At 51.1% G+C, this 21,516-nt stretch carries 16 protein-coding genes; 9 read left to right on the forward strand and 7 right to left on the reverse strand.

Features of this window, described 5'->3' with window-relative positions:
* Nucleotides 1–29: 29 nt before the first annotated feature.
* Together NDI52_RS06965 and NDI52_RS06970 are read right to left on the reverse strand one after the other, a co-directional pair.
* Nucleotides 30–683 (reverse strand): hypothetical protein, encoded by a 654-nt coding sequence (locus NDI52_RS06965; protein WP_348256330.1) that lies wholly within the window; start codon nt 681–683, stop codon nt 30–32.
* Nucleotides 684–1,205: 522 nt separating this feature from the next.
* Nucleotides 1,206–2,642 (reverse strand): PPC domain-containing protein, encoded by a 1,437-nt coding sequence (locus NDI52_RS06970; protein ID WP_190775398.1) that lies wholly within the window; start codon nt 2,640–2,642, stop codon nt 1,206–1,208.
* A gap of 578 nt (nt 2,643–3,220) precedes the next feature.
* Here NDI52_RS06970 and NDI52_RS06975 point away from each other — a divergent pair.
* Nucleotides 3,221–4,609, forward strand: coding sequence for an NB-ARC domain-containing protein (locus NDI52_RS06975; RefSeq protein ID WP_190775397.1), 1,389 nt, complete (start codon nt 3,221–3,223; stop codon nt 4,607–4,609).
* Nucleotides 4,610–4,759: 150 nt separating this feature from the next.
* Here NDI52_RS06975 and NDI52_RS06980 read toward each other — a convergent pair whose 3' ends face one another.
* The gene (locus NDI52_RS06980) at nt 4,760–5,395 is read right to left on the reverse strand and encodes a transposase (protein ID WP_348256331.1); all 636 of its coding nucleotides are present in this window, start codon (nt 5,393–5,395) and stop codon (nt 4,760–4,762) included.
* A 13-nt stretch (nt 5,396–5,408) separates the two neighbouring features.
* Here NDI52_RS06980 and NDI52_RS06985 point away from each other — a divergent pair, with 13 nt between their 5' ends.
* From NDI52_RS06985 to NDI52_RS06995, 3 genes are all read left to right on the forward strand, one after another.
* Nucleotides 5,409–6,344, forward strand: coding sequence for an IS5 family transposase (locus NDI52_RS06985; RefSeq protein ID WP_348256332.1), 936 nt, complete (start codon nt 5,409–5,411; stop codon nt 6,342–6,344).
* Between the two features lie 503 nt (nt 6,345–6,847).
* Nucleotides 6,848–8,680 (forward strand): pre-peptidase C-terminal domain-containing protein, encoded by a 1,833-nt coding sequence (locus tag NDI52_RS06990; RefSeq protein WP_190774276.1) that lies wholly within the window; start codon nt 6,848–6,850, stop codon nt 8,678–8,680.
* 101 nt (nt 8,681–8,781) lie between these two features.
* Entirely contained in the window at nt 8,782–9,438 is a 657-nt protein-coding gene (locus NDI52_RS06995; protein ID WP_190774275.1) for a peptidylprolyl isomerase, read from the forward strand.
* A gap of 155 nt (nt 9,439–9,593) precedes the next feature.
* Here the strand turns inward: NDI52_RS06995 and NDI52_RS07000 are convergent, their stop codons facing one another.
* Complete coding sequence (locus NDI52_RS07000; protein WP_190774274.1) at nt 9,594–10,541, reverse strand: PRC-barrel domain-containing protein; 948 nt, start codon at nt 10,539–10,541, stop codon at nt 9,594–9,596.
* Between the two features lie 123 nt (nt 10,542–10,664).
* Entirely contained in the window at nt 10,665–14,387 is a 3,723-nt protein-coding gene (gene smc, locus NDI52_RS07005) for a chromosome segregation protein SMC (protein ID WP_190774273.1), read from the reverse strand.
* A gap of 603 nt (nt 14,388–14,990) precedes the next feature.
* Between smc and NDI52_RS07010 the strand changes: the two genes are divergently transcribed.
* The 4 genes from NDI52_RS07010 to NDI52_RS07025 all read left to right on the forward strand — a co-directional run bounded on the left by NDI52_RS07010 (nt 14,991) and on the right by NDI52_RS07025 (nt 19,992).
* The gene (locus NDI52_RS07010; protein ID WP_190774272.1) at nt 14,991–16,166 is read left to right on the forward strand and encodes a glycosyltransferase family 4 protein; all 1,176 of its coding nucleotides are present in this window, start codon (nt 14,991–14,993) and stop codon (nt 16,164–16,166) included.
* A 3-nt stretch (nt 16,167–16,169) separates the two neighbouring features.
* Nucleotides 16,170–17,498, forward strand: a complete 1,329-nt coding sequence (locus tag NDI52_RS07015; RefSeq protein ID WP_199330890.1) for an O-antigen polymerase — start codon at nt 16,170–16,172, stop codon at nt 17,496–17,498.
* Nucleotides 17,499–17,627: 129 nt separating this feature from the next.
* Nucleotides 17,628–18,809, forward strand: a complete 1,182-nt coding sequence (locus tag NDI52_RS07020; protein WP_190774271.1) for a glycosyltransferase family 4 protein — start codon at nt 17,628–17,630, stop codon at nt 18,807–18,809.
* Nucleotides 18,810–18,819: 10 nt separating this feature from the next.
* Nucleotides 18,820–19,992: a glycosyltransferase gene (locus NDI52_RS07025; RefSeq protein WP_190774270.1), complete on the forward strand. Its 1,173-nt coding sequence runs from the start codon at nt 18,820–18,822 to the stop codon at nt 19,990–19,992.
* Between the two features lie 7 nt (nt 19,993–19,999).
* On the opposite strand, the gene NDI52_RS07030 is transcribed toward NDI52_RS07025, so the two are convergent.
* Nucleotides 20,000–20,125 (reverse strand): hypothetical protein, encoded by a 126-nt coding sequence (locus tag NDI52_RS07030; RefSeq protein WP_277874870.1) that lies wholly within the window; start codon nt 20,123–20,125, stop codon nt 20,000–20,002.
* 205 nt (nt 20,126–20,330) lie between these two features.
* On the opposite strand from NDI52_RS07030, the gene NDI52_RS07035 reads away from it, so the two are divergent.
* The gene (locus NDI52_RS07035) at nt 20,331–20,819 is read left to right on the forward strand and encodes a sterol desaturase family protein (RefSeq protein ID WP_190774269.1); all 489 of its coding nucleotides are present in this window, start codon (nt 20,331–20,333) and stop codon (nt 20,817–20,819) included.
* Between the two features lie 425 nt (nt 20,820–21,244).
* Here NDI52_RS07035 and NDI52_RS07040 read toward each other — a convergent pair whose 3' ends face one another.
* The gene (locus NDI52_RS07040) at nt 21,245–21,427 is read right to left on the reverse strand and encodes a CsbD family protein (protein WP_190774268.1); all 183 of its coding nucleotides are present in this window, start codon (nt 21,425–21,427) and stop codon (nt 21,245–21,247) included.
* Nucleotides 21,428–21,516 lie beyond the last annotated feature (89 nt).

A 21,516-nucleotide genomic window follows, 5' to 3' on the forward strand; every position in this document is an offset into this window, starting at 1 on the left:
TTGTTCTATCTTGCTTTACCCCGAACACTTTACGAACGTCGAGCCAGGAGCGGCGGACGCACACAGAGATAAAGTAGGGGACCAAATAATGGCACCCAGGCAACCCAGCGGAAAAGTTGCGAGTCATGGGTCAGTCCTCGTCGACCCATATCATCCTGGAGCAACGTTGGATAGGGAAACAGCAGAGTAAACAGGCAAAACGCCAGACTCATGCCATGCACAAATTTATTGGTTTGGAACTCGTGCAAGAACCCACCCCAATCTCCAAAAAAGAGAGCAAAACCTAACAACACAAGGGTACTGAAGGTCAAGATGAAACCTGTAGTATGAGAATCGAGCAACGCCAGCCAACCGTCTTTGGAACCAGAAAATTTGTCGTTGGGTTCGCGCAAAGCCAGATAGGGGATGAGAGCCAACACTCCTGACCCGGCTGATGCCAGAATGAATGCCCAAGCAGGAAGAGATTGCATTCGCCCATCGGCAAAGACCAGGCAGCTGTAGATAAGAATCCAGATACCAATCATGCTAAAGATTGAAATTAGCACTGGATTAATCCATGGAATTTGCCCAGAGAGAAGAGTTTGTAGGGGCTGCAACGTATCTGCTGGCAGCGGCGGCGCAAACCCCAGTACGTAAACAAGAAAGCTAACCCAAATGGCCCAGAGCCCGAGTCTACGGAGCATTTGTCATTCTAATTAACCACGCTCTTTATTGTTGAAAGTTTCTTCTCCTGTAAACACCCTCTCAAGATGGATTAACTAGCTCATACCGTTTTTATATGAAGCTGCACAGAATGAGGGCGGCGCGTATTCGCCGCCACCCTCATTCTGTGCAGCTTCATATCAGCAATTCTCATTTTGAAATCCAACCCGAAAATAGCCCGCCTTCGACGGGCTATTTTCGGGTTTCAAAGCTGAGAGTTCGTGCCCGAAGGGCACGAACTCTCAGCTTTGAAACCCATACTGAGAATTGCTGGCTTCATATCGATTTGGTATCAGATTCATTTAACACAAGACTAAAATTGACTCTTCATCGTATTCCGGAGCAAAGTTGAATAGAAAAGAGCGTAGGGTTACCTAACCCTACGCTCATATCCCAAGATTAACGCGAACTTTCCCAGCGATAGATTCTAAGACATGCTTTAAAGCTAGCTCCAAGGCTCATTTTTTCGCGTGCTTTGCATACGAAAGATAGCTGAGCAGGTCTTAGACATAGGACGTAGCGTAGTGATTGAAGTTCACGGTGTAGCCGGTGTTGCCACTGTATTGATACACCTGGAGATAGTAGTTGCCCGAGATATCAATATTGGAAATTAGCTCGCTCAGATTTCCACTTGCCGTCGAAGAACCAATAACTTCGTCGGAGTCAACCTGACGATTGCCGTTGTAATCCTGAATTAAGCGGATATCGGCGTCACTGCTTAGACCCGTTAAGCTGATGTTTACTCCTTCGAAGAAGTCAAGGGAAAAGCTATAAATATCGGATGTGTTGCTGTCAGAAATGTTGCCGAAGAAGGTTTGGTCATCATACAAATCACCCACCTGGATTTCCTCAGGTAACAAGTTGCTGGCACTGCCGGTCAATGTTGCCGAAATATCCAGGTCATATTGACCATACCCTGTTCCCGAGAAGCGTTCTACTTGAGCGAAGTAAGTACCTTCTTCTGCCCGAAAGTTGATCGCTTCATCATTGTTGCTAATATCAAAAGAGCCTATCAGGGCACCATATTGTTGATCGTCAGCATCAAAGATACCATTGCTGTTGACATCACTAAACAACCGCACGTCGACATCGTCTTCAGCAGAAATATTGTGCAAGCTGATGTTGATATTGCGATCGCCCGCAATATTAAACTCAAAGACATCGGTTGGCTCTGTGCTAGGTACCTCACCATATAGGCTCACGGGTGCAATACCAACATATCCCACGTCATAGCTAGACGACAGATCAATATCATAGCTGACCTCGTCTGTGCTACCGGCAGCCCATCGGCTAACCTGGGCAAAATAGGTACCGGCAGTTGCACTGTAACTAATCAGATCATTGCTATTTCCACTATTAACAGAGCTGGTAACAATGGTGTCATCTGCATCGAAAATGCCATTGTTGTTGCTGTCCTGGTAAAGATGGAGATCCGCGTCATCGCCGAAGGAAATGTTGTGGAGATAGAGATTGATATCACGGGCATCTGTGATGGTGAACTCAAACACATCGGTTGGATCGATTTGGCTCACAGTGTAGCCATCACGGCTAATGGACGTGCCCAATAGACCCTCATTGTAGGTCGCTGATAAGTCGAGATCGTAGTCTACCCAGCCCGTGCTACCGGGGGCCCAGCGGCTCACTTCTACAAAATAGTTACCGGCAGTTGCGGCGTAGTCAATAACCTCATTGTCATTGTTGTAGTTAGAAGAACTATCAACCAGGGTATCGGCAACATCAAAAATCCCGTTGTTGTTGCTATCTGCGTAAAGACGTAGATCTGCATCATCAGAAGCTGAAATGTTATGCAGATAGAGGTTGATATTTCGGTCATTCTGAATCGAAAAGCTAAATACATCAGTAGAGTCGCCAGAGGTTACGGTGAAACCATTTTGGCTAGCGATGGAGCTGCTGAGTGTACCGAGAGTGTAGTTTGCCATGATGATAGGGGGCTCCTGAAAGTTTAGGAAGTTTATCGTTGGAAACAGTGGAAGCTTTGAAACCGCTTGGGGAGTGCAGTTCGTCTGCTTGACTTGTTGAACTCAGAATATCGGGAAAGCCTCTATTCCTTCGCCCCACGAGCGTTGGTAAAAGCGTTGGTGAAATGAGGGCAAAGCGTTGGTAAATTCGTTAGAAGCGTATGAGGGAGTGGAGGGCGATCGCCCTCTACTCAGCAATTCTTTGTATGGAATCAGGCCCGAAAACCGCTTGCTAAAGGCAAGCGGTTTTCGGGCTTCAAAGCCAAGATTGCGCGCCCATCGGGCGCGCAATCTTGGCTTTGAAGCTCATAATGAGAACTGCTGCCCTCTACTCCCTCATATACACAAGAGACCCAATCTATGCCCCCCAAAGTAATCGATAGTGCCTCAAAGCGTAGAGTCTGCTTCCAGTTGTTTTTTCGAGTGCCAAAGCAGACAAAAAAACAACTTTTAAAGCGAGTTCTAAACCACGCTCTAGTCTTTGAGATATTTGCTGTAGACTCTGTGTAGGAACAGCGCTGTTGATACGTGCATCTACTATGGCCTCGATTTCAAATCGGTCTGACCAAGAGTTTGCAGAAGCCGCTCATCGGTGGAAGCTAGAGCAGCTTTATGTTGACTTATCAGCAGCAAAAGGTAAGGGACTGACTAAAGTCGAGAAGCAATATTTACGGGGTTTACTTTGCTACCACAGCCCTACTGAGATAGCAGCACGGTTGCATGTAGCAAATGACACTGTACGCAATTATCTTTCGAAAGGTCTTTACCGCTACATTGAAGAAGTTTTGGCGCGCCATATAGGAGGTGAGGTACGGGTTAAGGATTGGAGCCGTGTTCCTCAACTGCTTGAACAGGCCGGGTACACTTTGCAATCCGATATTCCTTTACCGCCAGCCGTCACTGCCATACCAACGGTTTCATCCCACCGAGCAGTCTCCTGCCAAGGTTTACCGGATGTAGGGGTCTTTTACGGACGGACAGAAGAGTTATCGACCCTGCGAAGCTGGATTTTGCAAGATCAGTGCCGGCTCGTCATCCTGTATGGGTTAGGGGGAATCGGGAAGACGGCCTTGGCCGCCAAACTTGTTGAGTCTATTCAAAACCAATTTGAGGTGGTGGTGTGGCGATCGCTCCGTTCCCCTTCCTCTATGAACGGGATGCTCACAGATTTGCTCACATCCCTGGATCCTGGTTGTTCCATCCCTGACTCCCAGGACTCACAGGTGCTCCAGTTGATGGAGTACCTGCACAAGCACCGCTGCCTGCTCGTGTTTGAAGACATCCAGCTCTTGTTACAAAGTGGAGAGTTAGCCGGACAGTACCAACCAGGCTATGAGGCCTATGGAGACATCCTTCGCCGCATTGGGCATGAGGCCCACCAGAGCTGTGTAATGCTTACAGGCTGGGAAAAACCCCGCGAGCTCTCCCTGATGGAAGGACTGAATCGCCCCGTACGCAGTCTGAAACTCGAAGGCCTGGGTCGGGCTGCCCGACAAATTTTTGAGGAGAAGGGCCTTGACGAAGAAGAACTGTGGGATAAGGTCATTCGCTTGTATCTGGGCAATCCTTTGGCTCTCTACATTATTGCTAACACCATCCAAGACCTTTTCGGTGGCTGTGTTTCAGAGTTTCTAGGTCAAAACACTGTTTTCTTTGGCGACTTCACCCACCACCTCCACCGCCAATTTAATCGCCTTTCTCCCCTGGAGCAAAGCATCCTGATCTGGCTGGCCCAGGAACTTCATCCCATCACGTTGGCTCAACTGCGCGAGGACATGCAAACGGATGCTCCCTGGTCTGAGCTACTGCAAGCCCTGGAGTCGTTAAATCGGCGATCGCTCATCGAAAAACTCAAGTCTGAAGGTGAAACCCTCTTCACTCTACAACCCATGATTATGCGCTACATCCAACGACAACACGTTAAATAGCCTTGCACCATAGCATTTCAGCGTACTAACCTTGGCAGGTGGAATGGGACCGATCCGTCACCCCATCTTAGCTGCCGAGCTCGGTAGCCTGCCAAAATCCTTGTAGTTAAAGAATAGACATGTCTTTAAAGCTTGCTGAGAAGGTTCAAATCAAAATCTATTACTGAATGAACTAAAACTAAACTTCAGGTTGTAACGCAACCGCAGTTTATCCAAATCATTCCTTTCGTTATACCGTTTTGATATAAAGCTGTACAGGTAGGAGGAGTATTGTTGCACGGTTGATACTGCCAAGTGTTGACGACGTCTTTGTAAAGCAACCGCCCGCAGAAGCAATCGTTTCATTCGCGGTGCAAACAAGTCATCTCCAGCATCAATGACATATTGGCAATCGCGCAGTTGATGTGCCAAACACACTTGCCACTGGGGAGCACCATGCGTGCGTTGGGCACTGTATAAGTCCGACACCCAAACTTGAGGACGCATCTGCGGAAAGACTTCGCCAATCACTTGAGACCCACGACTAGCTCGAATCACATGCAAGCATACCTGCTCATTTTGAAACACCCACTCCCACTGAGTCTTGCCTTCTACTCTGGCACTTGTTTCATCACTACACACTAACCGGGACTGCTGCAATCGCTCTAGAATCTGACTCACTGGATTGTTAAGTTTCTCTCTCACCCGGTTCAGCAGATTGGCAATAGTACCCTCAGAGATCTCTACGGCGTTGTTGTATGAAGAGGGGCTGCGGAGGGGAGAGGGATGGTAGGTTGTAGTTACCACACCGCAACGAGCCATGAAACCTCAATATCGCATCCGCAACTGGTCTGAGTATAACGCTGGACTCAAACAGAGGGGAAGCCTCACCTTTTGGGTTGAAGAATCCATTTTGGAGCAGTGGGTCGTCAAAGAGTTGAGCGGCAAACCCGGCGCGTCTATCCTCTACAGTGACCTTGCCATTCAAACGATGGCGACACTCAAAGCCCTCTATCGTCTAGCTGGACGGCAGTGCCAAGGCTTTCTGGAATCAATTTTCGAGTTGATGGGAATCGACCTACCTGTGCCAGACCACAGCACACTATCTCGGCGATTAGGGCAACTATCGATTGAACTTCCGGTGGTGTCGAAGGAGGGCGCTCGCCATGTGGTGGTGGATTCAACGGGGGTGAAGGTGTATGGCGAAGGGGAGTGGAAAACCCGACAACACGGCATCAGTAAGCGACGTACTTGGCGAAAACTGCACCTGGGAGTGGATGAGGCAACGGGCGAAATCCTGGCGGCGGTCGTCACGACCAATGATTACCATGATGGGGAGGTATTAGCCGATGTGCTTGACGGCATCCAATCCCCTATAGAACAAGTTTCTACCGACGGAGCTTACGACCATCGCCATTGCTATGAGGAAATTGCAGCTAAAGGAGCCAAAGCCGTGGTTCCCCCGCGCAAGGATGCCAAAATTTGGCAGCATGGTAATCGTCAAGGCAAACCGCATCCACGGGATGAGAACTTGCGTTCGATTCGCAAGCATGGACGCAAACGCTGGAAGCAAGACTCTGGCTATCATCGTCGCTCGATTGCAGAAACGACCATGTTTCGCTTTAAGACGATTTTTGGAAGTAATCTGAGTGCGCGTCAATTTGACAATCAAGCCGTGGAATTGTTTATTAAATGTGCTGCGCTCAACCGAATGATTCAGATCGCTAAGCCTGACAGCTACAAGGTCGAAGCCTAATACCAACACTACCTCAAGACTAATCCGTCCATTTTTTAATCATGCAACAAAGCCGGTAGGAGGCGTTAAAGACTGTAAATACTTGCAGACTCTGAAAATTCTGTTATTCAAATTAGTTCCACATATTTCTTTACAAGTAAATCTGATTTAAATAAAAGCTCTGAAGCTCCTATATATCAATAATCCCAGCTCTAAAACAATTATATTCTAAAGGACTATTTTTTTACTAAATTCAACAATAAATCAACTGGAATACAGAAGAGATTGTTAATTTATTGAGGTCTTTTATTAGCTACTAAATATGATTTATAAAACTTATAAAGTTGCTATGACAATAAGATTCATGTTGAGCGAATAGTGCTTCTGTTTAAGGGAGTAGTATACCTGAATATGGACTGTTTAAATCAATAGATTTACAGCTCCTTTCAAGGATGGAGTTCCTCAAGCCATTCAAAAGATAAGCCTGTTTAAAGTTTTTCACATTGCTTTTCCGGAGATAGAAAATGGCAGAAGTTAATTTAGGGTTATTAGGCCTTAACGTCACTCGGAGTTCTACAAATTTCGTCGGTAATGCAGATCCCGTTGATACTTATCGCTTCACAATCAGCGCAGCTGCAAACTTTAATCTTGCATTAACGGGGTTAACCCAAAATGCAAATGTTCAACTGTTTCGAGATGTGAATAATAACGGGGTTATTGATGCAGCAGACGGTGGGGCGATCGCGTCTTCAGTCCGTACTGCCAGCGCCGACGAATTTATCAATCGTCGGTTGACAACGACAGGTGCCTACATTGTTCGCGTCCTTCGCAGTGGAAGCAGCAGCACAAACTACACCTTGAGGTTGTCCAATCGAGGAACAGGCCCCAGCAACTTGCTGCCATTAGAATTCAATGCCGGTAGTTTGACTGCCACCCCTTACAGCCGCACTAACTCAGTCGGTGCAACTGATACGGTTGATGTTTATCGCTTCACCTTAGGTGCGGTTGGAACCTTTAATGCAGCGCTTACTGGCATTAGCGCCGGATCGAATGTGAACATGCGCTTGATTCGGGATGTTAATAATAACCGGATCGTAGATTCTGCCGACGTCCTGGTTAGTTCTATTTCTACAGGTAGCAATGACGATGCTATCAGTGTTCGTTCCCTTGCAGCAGGTAATTATTTTCTGCAGACCTACCGTTTCAGTGGAGCAACCAGCAACTACACTCTAAGGCTATCGCGTACAGCCAGTTTGCCCAGCAACTTGGTGACTAGGGAATTCAATTTAGGAACTCCAAGCTCTACACCCTTCAGCCGCAATGATCGTTTGAGTACCAGAGATGCGTCAGATACCTATCGCTTTACCCTTGGCTCATCCAGTAATTTCAGCGCCACCATAACAGGTATTGCAACCGGTACGGATATTGATATTCGATTGATACAAGATGTCAATAACAACGGTATCGTGGACGCCAGTGACGAGATTGTTCGAAGTAACAACTCGAATAACACGGATGATTCGATTAACCTTAGAAACTTAGCAGCTGGCAATTACATTGTTCAAACCTATCTGTATGAAGGAACGGGCAGTAACTATACCCTGCGTGCCTCAAGCAGTCTCAATAACTTGATTGTGGCTGAGACCAATGTTGGTACCCTTGCTTTGAGTGCTACCCCCTTTACCACCAATGGGTCGTTAAGTGCAGTAGATGCTGTTGAAACCTACCGCTTCACGCTGGATAGTAACGCTAACTTCAATGCAGTTCTCACAGGGTTAGCGGTAGGCAATGACTTTGACCTGCGGTTGATTCGAGACACCAATAGCAATGGCATTGTGGATTCTGGTGAACAGATCGTGGTCGCTAATCAATCGAATAACGTTGATGATGTTATTAACGTGCGATCGCTCGCTGCGGGGGACTACTTCTTACAGGTCAGCCAATTTGAAGGTGGGGGTACCTATAGCTTGAATTTGTCCAATACAGGCTCGTTTGGCCCCAGCAATTTACTACCGACTGAAGTCACAGTCGGTACAGTCACGAGCACAACCACTCGTACGGGGTCACTTGGCGTTAATAATGCTTCTGATACCTTCCGCTTTAACATCAGCACAGATAGAAGCGTGAGCCTCAGCCTGAGCGGGCTCAGCGCTGATGCTGACCTGCGGCTCATTCAGGACGTCAACAATAATGGAATTGTAGATGCGGGTGAGGAATTACAACGGAGCGAAGGGACAGGAACAGGTGATGAGAATATCACCCGTTCGCTAGCAGCAGGCAACTACATTGCTCAAGCCTACTTCTATGCACAGACGGGTAGCACCTCTTATAACCTCACAATTACGCCTGCTCCCTAATTCAAGTTCTAGAACGTGTTTTAAAGCTCACTGAAAGAGTTGTTTTTCGTGCGCTGAGCGCACGAAAAACAACTCTAGAGACCGTTTCATGAATGTCAGCCATGTCTACACTTTTGCAGGTTAATCAGCAAACGATTTTATCGGAGGATCTACTTCCCCTTCTAAACCGCTATCAATTGCTCGAACCCTTGCTACGAGAGATTTTAATTGACCAGGCGATCGCGTCCCTCCGGGACAACGCCGGAGAAACCAATTCACATTGGGATGGCGAAGCCGAACGCACACATAAGCTACAAACCTTCAAACAACAGAAGTGGCAACATCGCCTTCCAACCTATTTTCTAGAACGCAGTGCTCAGCTTGATCGCGTTGTCTACTCTATGATTCGCGTTCAAGACCCTGGCATCGCCGATGAGCTGTATTTCCGGATTCAGGAAAACGAACAAACCTTTGCAGAATTGGCAGCCCAGTACTCCCAGGGGCCTGAAGCTGAAACCCACGGGCTGATTGGTCCAGTTGAACTGGGTAGCTATCATCCCCAATTTGCTCACGTTCTGGCAATGGCTCCTTGCAACGAGTTGATGCCACCGCTTCAGCTTGACAATTGGTTTGTGATTCTACGAGTTGAAAAACGGATTCCGGCACAATTAGATGATGTAATGAGCCAACGCCTACTGAACGAACTGTTCGAGCAATGGCTTCAGCAGGAGGTCACTCAGGTATTGTCGCGATCGCCCAATCCTCAGGTAGCAGCTTAATCTTAACAAGATAAAAAGAGAGGGGACTTATGCCCCCCCTCTCTTTTTGACTTAGGAGATTTCTGAGAAACAATTTCCCCATTATTTGGAAAAAAGGCGCGGCTTAGCCGCGCCTTTTTTCCAAATAATGGGGAAGTTCTTATGTGGAAATCTTCTTAGTAATCCGTTTCCTCGTCGTATTCAACTACTTTGCTGCGCTCGGGAATGTTTACCTGAGGAGCACGGTAGGGTTGAGGATTATCATCATCTTCCCAAACATCCTCGTCGTCGTCATAGACGGGTGCTGGAGCAGGAGGGGGCATCCGGCGTTCACGGCGCACTTCAGGTGCGTCCTGCCAGGTTTCCTCCTCGTAAACATACTCCGGCTCAGGTTGTCGCAGAGGTTCGCGCAGGGGACGGCGCAGAGGAGGCGCTTCTTCCCAGGTATCCTCATCCCAGGTGTCACGGGCCGGAGCACGGAGCGGTTCAGCCGGGGTACGAACCCCCGTACCCAACTGGTTCGATACAGACGTGGGCATGATGTACTCATCGGCCATGTCGCGCTCCCAGGGGGGACGGCCAATGCCCACACGCTCCAACAGACCGACACTGAGCTGCATCAGCTTTTGCTCAGCACCCTCAAACACAATCAGGCGATCGGGGCCGCTGCTCACCACCTCTTCGATAGAGAGTTCATAGGTGCTCACAACCTGCTCCGGAATAAAGGGTAACCCAACGGAGGCAATAGTAATCGACAGCAATGTGCCGTCTTCTGGGTCAAACTTAAAGCCACGCACCCGGCCTAAAACTTCACCGTTCTCGGTAATGACTTCGCAACCAATCAGACTGCTATAGGCCTCGGGGTTGAAGTCATCTTCTAGAACAGAGTCATCATCTACCAGAATGACGTCTCCAATCTGGCGAATGCTATCCAGTAGCATGGTTTGCTGAATTCCAGAAACCACGCCAGAAAAGATATTGTCCCGCAGGCCGACTGCCACCACTTCCCGCCGATCGACATCAACCCACAACTGACTGACAACACCCAGCTTTCGTCCGGTGTTGCGGTTGATCACTTCAGTCCCTAAAATTTCGGAGCGTTGACGAATTTGTTCAGAGGTCATGTTCGAGTCCTGATCTCGGATCGGGCAAGTAGGGTAGAGGGCGCTGTCAACTCAGCGATTTCGGTCAGTATTCCATATTAACGGATGTAACGGCAACTGGGTGGAGACAGAGACAGGGGCTGTCTACCCAGACGCGCTCTGGGTCTGGAGATCCAACCCCAAGACCTGGGTGTAGGCTCCACGGGCTTGCGTTACGCCGATGGTGCGCTCGGCAGATTCAATCATCGGGCGTCGTAAACTGACCACAATAAATTGGGCTTGCTGCGCCTGATGTTTGATCATTTTAGCTAAACGCTCTACATTTGCCCCATCCAGAAACATATCTACCTCATCAAAAGCATAGAACGGTGATGGACGGTAGCGTTGCAGGGCAAAGATAAAACTGAGGGCCGTCAGTGACTTTTCGCCCCCTGACATGGAAGCCAGACGACGCACTGGTTTTCCTTTGGGGTGAGCGACCAAGTTAAGACCACTGGCAAAGGGGTCATTGGGGTCATCCAATTGTAAATGGCCGTCCCCATCGGACAGTTGGGCAAAAATGTTTGCAAAGTTGGCGTTTACGGCATCAAAGGCTTCCTTAAAGGCCCGTTGCCGTAGGGTCGTGAAGTTCTCAATCCGGAGCAACAACTCCGTACGCTCCTCTTCCAGAGTAGAAAGCTTCTGGGTGAGTTCTTCCAGACGGGTCTGGGTCCGCTCGTACTCCTCCAGAGCCAGCATGTTAACAGGCTCCATCGCCTCCATGCGTTTTTGCAGCGATCGCAACTCCCCTTGCAACTTCGCCAGATCCGTCACATCTGCTGGGATTTCCGGCAAGGGATCGGGAAGTTCTGCCTGTTTCTCTGCGAGCTGTGCTTGCAAGTCTTGTAGGGTAGTACGTCGCTCCTGCTGAGCTTCCTGAAGGCGATCGCGCTGAAACTCAATCTGCTGCTGGCTCATCTGCTGTTCCCGCAGGCGTCGTTCGGCTCCATCCCGTTCCTGTTTGGCGGTGGTTAACCGTTGCTCCAGCTCGGCCAGAGCTCCCCGCAATTCTAAAATCTGTTGGTTTAGGGCAACTTGCTGCTGATTTAGGCCGGCCTGTTGGTTCGAAGCCTGCGTTTGCTGATCACGATGCTCCTGCACCCGCTGCTGTTGTTGGTTAATTCGTTCCTGGAGCCGCTGACGCTGGTTCTCCAGATCTTGCAGCCGTTGCTCTGCCGTACGGAGTGCCAGTTGACGATCGCCCAGCTCGGCTTCCTGCTGGCGAATAGTGGTCTGGATTTGCTGCCACTCATGGTGGGTTTGAGATTGCTCCATCTCTGCCAGTACTTGCCGTTGCCGCTGCAATTCGGCTTCCTGCGCTGGGAGTTCCTGCTCCAATTGTTGCAGCCGCTGCTGAGCTTCACTTAACTCCTGGGAGTTCTGCGAGAGCTGAGTGCGGGTTTGGGCTTCCTGGGCTACCAGAGTCGCCAGTTGGTTTTGCACCTGGCGCTGCTGGATCTCGGCTTCCCGGTGCTGCTGACGCACTTCTATCAGGGCTTGGGAGCGATCCTTCACGGCGATGCTGGCTCGGGCGATCGCCCCTTCGCAACGCCCCAAAATCCGTTCAATTTCTCGCAGGCGATCGCGCAGGGCTTCAGCCTCGGCCGACTCCCCAGGCTGAACAGTGCCGAAGCGTAATCCACCCCGCTTCTGAGCAATGCTGCCCCCGGTCATGGCCCCACTGGTTTCAAGCAGTTCGCCATCCAGGGTCACAATACGGAACTCGCCCATGTGGGGTCGGGCCAGATTCAAATTGGTAAACACAGCCGTATTACCGAACACGTAGGCAAACACGGAGCGATAGCGATCCTCGCAGTCCAGCAAATTTACCGCATAGTCGATTAAGCCTTCAGGCCGCTTCCACTCGGAGAGGCTGGGTAGTTTGGAAGGGCGAATTTTGTTGAGCGGCAGGAACGTGGCCCGCCCGGCTCGGCGTTCCTTGAGGAGGGCGATCGCCGCACTGGCGACGCCGTCATCCTCGACTACGACGTTACCGAGTCGTCCACCTGCGGCAATTTCCAATGCGAGTTGGTACTCAGGTTCTACACGCCCTAACTGAGCCACAAGGCCACAGACCCCAGGAATGCCGGTCTGTAAAATCACCTGGGCTGCTCCAGCCCCTTGAGCCTCTTGCTGCGCCTGAGCTTGAGCTTCTAATTTGTCCAGTTGCCGCTGCTTATCGCGTTGCTCCTGCACTAAACGGGTCTGGGTTTGCTGCTGCACCTGAAGTTCCCGCTCAGCGGCAGCCAATTCATCAGCCAGGCTTTGAATTTGGGCCTGCGAGGAATCTAGAGTTTGTTGGTTGCTGGTTTGCTCGGCTTGTTTTTCGGTGAGGGATTGGGCGATCGCCTCCAACCCGTCGCGGTGCTCTTGAATCTTTTGTTGAAGTTGGTTAATTCGCTCCTGCAAACGGGCTTGCTCGGTGCGCTGGGGTTCCAGGGTATGCAGCAGAGTGTCAATCTGGCGGTGCAGTGCGGCCTGCTCCTGCACCCAGGCTTCTGAAGCGGCAGCCACAGCATTGGCCTGTTCACGGTTGGCTTCTAAAGCTTGCTGAGCGCGATCGCGCTCCTGCTGTAGTCGCTGAAGTTCAACGGTTTCCAGATGGTGCCGTTGCTGCTCGACCTGGCCCAACTCCTGCAGGTTTTCCTGGTTGTCGTGTTGGAGGCGATTGATTTGCTGAATCAACTCCCGCTGCCGCGCAGCCAGTTCTTCTTCCTGTCGCTGGAGTTGGCGCAGCTCGGCCTCCCGAGTGGCCAGGGTGGATTGCAGGGCTAACTGCTCGTCCTCCCCCAAAGCTTTAACGTGGGTATTGAGCTGTTCCAGTTGGGTTGTCGTGATTTGGATCTGCTGGCGGCACTGAGCAATCTGGGCGACTAACTCGGTGAGTTGGCGATCGCCCTCCTCAATCTGCTGCATCAGATGACGGGTCTGAGCTTCCTGGGAGCGCCATACCAATACCACTTCCCACTGGGCTTTGTTCTGAAATTCGGTTCGCAACCGCTGGTATTTCTCAGCCTTGAGACGATCCTGGGCGAGGCGATCGCGCTGAGCAATCAGCTCCCGCTCGACGATGTGGAACTTTTCCTCATGCTCCTTCACGGTGTCGAGCTTTTCCCGAGCCTGGATGATTTTCCGGTCGAAGGAGGCAACGCCAGCCAGCTCATCAATAATCTCCCGACGTTCGCGCGGGTTCATCGAGATGATGCTGGTGACGTCTCCCTGGAGCACTACGTTGTAGCCTTCGGGGTAAATACGGAAGCGGTGCAGTTGCTCGTGCAATTGAGCCAGAGTACAGGGTTCGCCATTAATGAAATAGTTGGAGGTGTAGGTACCCTGCTGTGTTACTCGCAGCTTTCGGGTGACGTTCCACTCATTGAAGGGCACGATGGGAGCCAGAATGCCCTGATCAATAACGGGACTATTGGAGTGACCATTTCGGCGACCCTTGGCTCCGTCTCCGTTGGCTTCGTTGCCATTTAACGCTTCGCTGTTGGCGTCCTCTCCTTCATCCGTAATGGAGGGGGGCACCGCAGGTTCTTCTTCAGGAGTGGCGAGATCCTCCTCATCCAGGGCAAAGGTAACGGTAACGCTCGCCTCGATGGTAGCCTTGCCACGACTGGAGACACTCTGGTTGACCAGGTCAGGCAGGCGATCGGCCCGCATCCCTTTCGACCCTGATAGGCCCAGAGCAAACAAAAGCGCATCCAAAATATTGGACTTCCCGGAGCCATTTGGCCCCGAAATGACCGTAAACCCAGGCAAAAGTGGCACCTGCGTGGTGCCGCCAAAGGACTTGAAATGGGATAGCTCGACGCGCTTAATGTGCACTGAGGGGCTTCCGTATAGGTTGGGGCGTAGGACTGCGTTTTAGAACTTCAGGGGAGTGCAGGCAGAAGGAAACAATACAAATTTACTAGTTATTGAATCAATTTACCAGGTTTTTCTACAAGAGCCTACATTTAGCGCCTGAAAAAACAATTACCCTACTAAAAACCACACTTTTAGCATGGTTTTAAGAAAATGGCGCGATTGTTTTTAAGCGATCGCCTAAAATACACACCTCCCCAAGTCATGTAGCTCATGCTCCTCTTCACTATGAGGATGTGTCTGCTGCTCTACGTCTCGCATGGGCAAGTTGTAGCACATCACATGCATCTTCATACTGAAAAGCTGGGAACTGCACAGAATGGCAACGTTGCCTGGCGATTTTCAAGACCCAGCCCAAGACTTCTTAAAGCTGTTCAGGGTCTACTTTAGACGTTGTTTTTCGTGCACCTCGCAAGAAACAACTCCTAAAGCAGACCCTAGAGCCATTCAATTTACACGGATAGCGCCTCATATCCCTGAAAGAAGAAGTCAGGGTCATGGAGGGGGCCGGGGTTCTGCTCCGAAGCCATCCAAGCCAGAATGACAGGTTACGTGAGAATCAGTATGAAGCGAGCCAGGGCGCACTGGATTTGTTGTCAGCTCGGTGCACGGGAGCATTACAGTATCCCCCGAGCACTGCACGCGGGCGGCCTCTTGGGTTACCTGATGACCGATGCCTGGGTGCTACCCAGTTCCCTACGATTACCGTTACCCGGCATGCAGCGACTGGCCGATCGCTACCATCCCGAACTCCAAAATGCCTCTTTAAAGGGATTTACAGCAGATTTGTTGCGATTTGAGGCGATGCATCGGCTGCGAAAGACGGATGCCTGGACTCGAATTTTAGCTCGTAACGACTGGTTTCAACGGCGGGCGATCGCTCACCTTCAGCACACCTCCGTTTCCCGACCCATCCTGTTCAGCTACAGCTATGCCGCTTTGAAATTGGGTCGATTCGCTAAGCAGCGCGGTTGGTCTTTTGTGTTGGGGCAGATTGATCCGGGACGTAAGGCTGAGCAGCAGTGGCAACCCTTCCCGGTAGGCTATTGGGAGAGCTGGTTGGAGGAATGCCAGTTAGCCGATCGCATTATTGTCAATTCCCCCTGGTCAGCCCAATGGCTTCAGGCAGAAGGCATTCCCGCTGAAAAGTTGGTCCTATTGCCGCTGGTTTACGAACCGGAGGAAGCCATGGAACAATTTCAGCGCCGATATCCTGAGCAGTTTTCTCCTGAGCGGCCATTACGGGTGTTGTTTTTAGGGCAGGCGATCGCCCGCAAAGGCATTCAGGAGCTTCTTCAGGCAGCTCATCGGCTGGCTGACCAACCCATTCAGTTTATTTTGGTGGGAGCTGCCGACCCAGATCTAGTTGCTGCCCATAGGGCACCTAATCTGTGCTGGGTAGGGGCTGTGCCTCGCAGCGCAACGGCTGCTTACTATCAGCAGGCCGATATTTTCCTGTTTCCGACTCATTCCGATGGATTTGGCCTGACTCAGTTAGAAGCTCAGGCCTGGAAGCTGCCACTCATAGCGTCTCGTTGCTGCGGAGCGGTCGTGCAGGATCAGGTCAACGGTCTGGTTTTGCCTGAGGTAAGCCCAGAGGCGATCGCGCAATTTCTTCTAACCTGCCTGCAAGAGCCTCAACGGCTCGCCCAATTTGCAGCTCATTCGGGTATTGCACCTCAGTTTCGGATGGATCACCTGCGTCAACACCTCTGCCACCTTTCAACGGAACTGAGCTAACCCATGCCCCTGTTTTATTTTCCCGAACTCTTTTTCACTCAGTTAGTGTTGGTGGCTTTGAGCATTCGCTGGTTGTTGAGGCGCAATGATGAGATTCCTCTACTTATTAGTGGTTTTCTGCTTTACTGCGGGGCATTTCGTTATTTAGCGGTCACCCTGGGTTGGAGTCGGGGTTGGGTTCAACTGCAAAACTTCGGCTTTATGGCCGTTACCCGGGAAGCTGCTGAGATCGCCCTGGGGGAAATTGTGCTGGGGGAGCTATTTCTGCTGGTAGGGTATGCCTGGTGGCAGCGTCGCTCTCTGATAAACCCTCCCCCGCTAAAGGCGGGTAACGGAGGCGAGCAACGATTGCTGCAATGGCTACGTCCACGCCTGCTGGTGTTGGGATTGATCATGTTGCAAGTGGTGGTGGTTCTGCGATCGCAACTGATGCGTCAGCTTCGAGCCGGGCAATCTATCGCTTTTGAAATTAGCGGCTACCTTTACCTTTTCCCGTTGGCCTTGGTTGGTGTGGCGACTCTGGTGCTTTGCGTTTGGAAACGGGGAGGGTTTTCCTCGTGGCCTTCCCGTATTATTGCGGCACTGATTATGATGACCCTTTCGCAAATGACCTTCGGCTCAACCGGGCGATTCCAATTTCTGGGGTGGTTGGTGGCCGCTGGAGTGACCTTCTCGTCTACCTATCGCCCTCGGGTGCGGCTCCTGATTCTGACCGCCTTTGCAACAGTAGGTTTGAGTTTGTTTGCGATCGCCGGCACGTTACGGGGCTATACCCCTGATGATGCCAATTTCCGGCAGGCCACCTGGGAACGAGCCTTTTCTGCTGAGGATGCCAACATGCTGGATGGCTTTGTGCTGCTCCAGCAGGTTTACCCCAACCAACTGCCCTACAGCCTGGGAGGAGAACATTTGGAAATTCTCATGCGGCCTATTCCCCGCTCCCTCTGGCCCGGCAAACCTGTGGGCGGTTATATGAATAAGCTGGGTCTTATCACACCCCAGAGTGGCTTTACTCTGGGCATTTCTCCCACTATTTTTGGCTCGTTTTACGCCGAGGGTGGCACGTTGGGCGTCGCCTTCCTGGCCCTGGTTTATGGAGGAGTACTGGCCCGCCTAGTACGGCTCAGTACCCAGCTTCAACCCTTTGCTGGGCTTTTACTGCGAGCCATTCTCTGTGCATCCTTAGTTCCTCTCCTCCGGGGCGGTGACCTGCCGGGTATTTACGCCTGGATTGGCATGGCATTTTGGCCCTGCTTTCTGGTGCTCTGGCTGAAGCGGCGATGGTTGGCGACAGTGCGATCGCCCCAATTGCACTACCCCCCTCAGGGCTGAAGGTTTTGGTGAGAGGGACGCTCAGTGTCCCTCTCACCACAACGAACTCTAGCTGCAAGCGAGCACACCAAAAAACCTGATGGGCAGACGATTCCCTGGAAAGAAGAGATACACGGCCCAGGACAGTCTATGCACATCGGCGTTCTGTTTTACAACATTGGCGGATACCATGCAGCCCGTTTACGCGCGGCACAGTTTGCCTGTGACCAGCGAGCATGGGATCTCACCGCCATTCAAGTCACGGATCAGACGGGGGAGCATCCCTGGGGAAATGTGCAGTCCTGGCTCACCTTTCCGACAAAAACATTGCTTCCCTATGCGGATGTGCCAGACGAGACCATGCGCCAGTTCGAGTCTCCCGCAGCGGCTGAGCGGCTGAATGACGTGCTGAAATCCATGCATTTGGATGCACTCGCCATTCCAGGATGGGGGTTTCCGGTGTCACGAGCGGCACTGGAGTGGTGCCGTCAGCAAGGTATTCCGGCCATTTTAATGAGCGAGAGCAAGTGGGATGATGCCCCACGGGCTTGGTGGAAAGAATGGTGGAAATCCTGGCGTTATGTCTCCCGCTTCGATGCTGCGCTGGTGGGAGGGGAAACCCATCGCGATTATCTGATGCGTTTGGGCATGGCAACAGAGCGAATTTTTCTGGGGTATGACGCTGTGGATAATGCTTATTTTGCTGAGCAGGTGGCGATCGCCCGTCGCCAACCCGATATAGCCCGCCAACGCCAACCCGCCATTCCCCACAAACCCTATTTCCTGGCCGTGACTCGCCTGATTCCCCGCAAGAATGTAGCAGCTCTAATCCGGGCTTACGGCACCTACTATCAGCTTCATGGCCCAGAATCGATGGATCTGGTGATTTGTGGCAGTGGAGCCGAAGAACCTGCCCTCCGCAACCTGATTCGCCAGGAGGGATTGGAGAACTGCGTTCACCTGCCGGGTTTTCTCAGCTATGACGCTCTCCCCGATTGGTATGCGTTAGCTGCTGCCCTCATTCACCCTGCGCTCCAAGAGCAGTGGGGATTGGTTGTCAACGAAGCCTGTGCAGCAGGTTTGCCGATTCTCTGTAGCCGCACAGTAGGGGCTTGCCCAGAGCTGGTGCATCCTCACCAGAATGGGCTGGTCTTCCCACCGGAGGATGAGTCGGCGATCGCCCAATGCCTCAGCCAATTCCATAAACTCGACCCAGAAACCCGTATGCAATGGGGTCAACAGAGCCAGCAAATAGTCGCCCGTTTTAGCCCTGTGGTCTTTGCTGAAGGGCTGATGCAAGCGCTCGACTGTGCCCGTGTTGGCAAGGCATAATCTGAAGCCTATGAAGATCCTTCATGTGATTCCCTACTTCAGTGCCATTTATGGTGGGCCACCGCAGATGGTGCAGCATTTAGCCCAGGCTGAAGCGGCGTTGGGTATGGATGTGGATGTGGTAACAACGGATGCGGATGGCGATCGCTCTCTGTCCCTTCCCCTCCAAACCTGGCATCAAGCTGAAGGCTATCGGGTGCAGTACTTTCCCCGCCGCTGGCTGCGGCAATACACCATCAGTCCTGAGTTAGGGTATTGGCTCGATCAGGAGGTTGGCGACTATGACGTAGTTCACATGCACAATGCCTTTGCCTACCCGGTGTGGGCCGTTTATCATGCCTGCCACCATGCAGGCGTACCCTACCTGCGCACCCTCCACGGCATGTTGGAACCTCGCGCCCTGGCCCAGAAAGCCTGGAAAAAACGGCTCTTTTTTAATGTGATTGAACGGCCTGCTTTTGAGAGGACGGCCATGGTTCATGCCTTAACTCAGCATGAGGCCGATGGGTTACGGTTGCTAGGGGTTAACGGGCCAGTGACGGTCATTCCAAATGGGCTGGAGCAGTCATCCTTGGAGGCTCCTCATACCCCAGTTGAATTCTGGCAGGCCTTCCCGGAGCTGCGATCGAAGCGGCTCATTCTATATCTGGCCCGTTTGGACCCTTTAAAAGGCTTAGATCTCCTCATTGATGCATTTAGTCAAGTTCAAGAACAGGTGCCCAACGTTCATCTGGTCATCGCAGGCAGCGATCTGGTCGGCTATCAACCCACTATCGAGCATCTACTCCTAGAGCGGGGATGCCATACCTCAGCGACTTTTACAGGATTTTTGTCAGGCACACTGAAGCAATCTGCCCTGGCCGCTGCAGAAATCTACGTTCTGCCATCCCGCCTGGAAGGATTTAGTTTGTCGGCTCTGGAAGCGATGGGGGCAGGCTTGCCAACCATTCTCACGCAGGGTTGCCACTTCCCCGAAGCTGCCCAGGCTCAGGCCGCGCTTGAAGTGCCCATTGAAGCACCAGCGATCGCCCAGGCTCTTCTGCACTGCTTACAAAATCCCCATGAAGCCAGGGAAATGGGCGATCGCGCCCAGCAGTTGATTCGCCAGCATTACACCTGGGAGGCGATCGCCCAACAATTCTCCTCGATTTATCAGCAGTTGAAACCGAAAAGGCGACCCTGAACTCTGGTTACAGCGTTTCCCGGCCTGGTGAGGTACGGCTAGATAGGAAATTTCGTCCCCCATCCAGCCGTACCTCACCGGATGCATCCCACTTTTGTAAGTGGGTTTCCAAATCTGCAAAAGTGGGATGCATCCTACCTCACCAGGCTAAAAAGGGCCATAGGTGGAGCCAAGGACAGTCCTTCAACGGCGTGAGAAGTGGCACGGAGGACTATCACAGCTCTATAGGGTGCCCTAAATTTAGATGTTGTGTGCTTGACCTGGCACCTTTCTCCGGGAAATTTGTCAAAATGTAAAGCTATGCCTCCCCGGTGTGTTTATTGGAGTGAATAATTTCTATGTTGGTTGCGATCGCTTGCTTTGTTGCTGCGTTTCTCCTGGCTAGTCTGGTGGAGTACTGGGTTCACCGTGCCATGCACCGTTACTCAGACGGGTTTGGCAAGCGTCATTTGGATCACCATCGGCGCAATGAAGGCCAGGGCGTCGTTTGGGAGTTTTTTGATTATATTAAGGGAACCGTGATTCTCATTGCACCGATGTTCCTGGTGTCCGTGGAAGCAGGGCTAGGCTGGGCTGCGGGAGCGATCGCCTTCGCTGCATTTTCAGCCTATGCCCATCAGCTCAGCCACGAAAACCCCATCAAATTGTTCTGGTTGCCTATGCCCGTTCACTACGTCCATCACAAATATGGTCAGTGGCACCACAACTTCGGTATGGCCCTGGATATTTGGGATCGTGTGTTTGGTACCTACAAACCCGTAGAATGGGTATCCGAGCAGGAGCAACGTACGGCAGAGCGCACTTACCTGCAACTCCGCTGGTGGTAATAGCGCTATTACTTGATAGTTTGTACGAAAAAGAGAGAGGTGGGACTAAGTCCCACCTCTCTCTTTTTCGTACGGCTTTGTGACTACTGCTATATCACTTCTCTTTAAGAGCTTCCTCTAATCTGTCACTGAGTACACTAGTACGCTGAGGCGGAAATCCATTACCTATGTTTTTGTGTGGGGTGCTTCGCACCCCACACAAAAACATAGGTTGCAAACTTAAGCCGCAGCTTACTAGCTATATTCGTAGCAATGGTATGCAGCCTAGAAGACCACATACCATTCTTTTTATTAAAGTATTCCCACACCACTAGCACTTGCCGATTTAAGCATTAAAATCTAACGCTTAGAAGTCCATTTGAGAGGGAATTTAAAGCCTCTCAAAGAACTCTGACAGAACACTAGCGTGAAGTAAAAGACTTAAACTAGTCTAGTCTTTTTTTAACTTCATCTTTCAGGTCTTCTTTTGCATTGGTAGCTTCAGCATCAACCTGCTTAGCTTTACCTTGCATTTTATCTTTAGAATCGCCAGTTATATTACCAGCGGCTTCCTGCAACTTGCCTTCGATGTTTTTGCCAGCTGCATTAACTTTATCATCGATACCCATAACGGTTGTCTCCTGCGTTGCGGGTTTACATCTTTAATGTTAGGAATTTCGCACAAAATCTTCATCCACCTGCCGGAATAAGCGATCCC

It is taken from the genome of Leptolyngbya sp. PL-A3, from assembly GCF_039962325.1.
Lineage (GTDB): Bacteria > Cyanobacteriota > Cyanobacteriia > Elainellales > Elainellaceae > Vacuolonema.